1 protein-coding gene is annotated in these 1,234 nt (G+C 47.2%); it reads left to right on the top strand.

Annotated features, from left to right (window positions below; genetic code table 11):
* The first annotated feature begins 65 nt into the window (after positions 1-65).
* Positions 66-1,216 (top strand): IS3 family transposase gene (locus ACT3RT_RS23055; RefSeq protein WP_155407417.1). Its coding sequence is split into 2 segments (ribosomal slippage): positions 66-300 and positions 300-1,216, totalling 1,152 coding nucleotides; the frame shifts between segments, so codons are not numbered across the junction.
* Positions 1,217-1,234: the final 18 nt, after the last annotated feature.

Here is a 1,234-nt window from a genome sequence, read left to right as displayed (position 1 = left end):
TGAATAGACCCGGGTTTCGTAGACACTTTTTTGCCTCATAATGGAGGCCTAATGAAGGAGTGTTTATGTCAGTCAAAACGTTCACTGAAGAATTCAAAATTGAAGCCGTAAAACAGATCACTGAGCAGGGGTACCCTGTATCTGAGGTCTCCTCTCGACTTGGTGTATCCACTAATAGTCTTTACGCCTGGGTTAAGCGCTACCAGAAGCCCGAGCCGCAGCGTAAGCAGGACGATGCACTTCAGCATGAAGTAAAGCGCCTCAGGCAAGAACTTAAGCGAGTAACTGAAGAGCGGGATATCTTAAAAAAGGCCGCCGCGTACTTTGCAAGAACGTCAGGCTGAAGTACGCCTTCATTAAAAAAATGTCGTCCTTTTATGCTGTACGCAGGTTATGCCTGGTTCTTGGCCTCCATCACAGCGGTTATTACCAGTGGCTAAAGCGGCCTAAATCTTTGCGTACCCGGCAAGATGAACGGCAAACAGGCTTGATTAAACAACTGTGGCTTGAAAGCGGTACGGTTTACGGCTATCGAAAAATCTGGCTCGATATGAAAGATCTGGGTGAATGCGTCGGACGTAACAGGATCGCGCGCCTGATGAGGCTCGCTGAACTAGCATCTCAGACTGGATACCGAAAACGACGCTATTACGGTGGCGGAAAGCCTTCTTTTGCCAGTCCAAATTACCTTGAACGCCAGTTCGTTGTCCCAACTCCAAATACGCATTGGGTGAGTGACATGACTTATATAAGGACGCATGAGGGTTGGCTGTATCTGGCTGTTGTTCTTGATCTCTTCTCACGCAGGGTTATCGGCTGGAGCATGGGCGGACGAATGACCGCTGAGTTAGTAATGGATGCATTATTGATGGCGGTATGGCGACGTAAACCAACGGCAGAAGTATTAATCCATTCAGATCAGGGCTCTCAATATACGAGCGAAAGATGTCAGCATTTTATGACAGCTCACAATTTAAAAAGCAGCATGAGTCGTCGGGGTAATTGCCATGACAACGCAGTGGCAGAAAGCTTTTTCCAGTTGCTAAAACGGGAACGCATAAAGAAACGGATCTATAAAAATAGGGAAGAAGCGAAGGCGGATATCTTCGATTATGTCGAGATGTTTTATAATGCTAAACGCCGCCACAGTGCCTGTGAGGATCAAGCCCCTGCAGTTTATGAAAGTGCCTGGTTCATGAGGCACGGAACAGTCTAGGAAACTAGGGTCTATTCA

It is taken from the genome of Ewingella sp. AOP9-I1-14 (assembly GCF_052375995.1).
GTDB lineage: Bacteria > Pseudomonadota > Gammaproteobacteria > Enterobacterales > Enterobacteriaceae > Ewingella > Ewingella allii.
The sequence above is the reverse complement of the archived record's forward strand: the minus strand, read 5'-3'. Positions and strand labels throughout refer to the sequence as shown.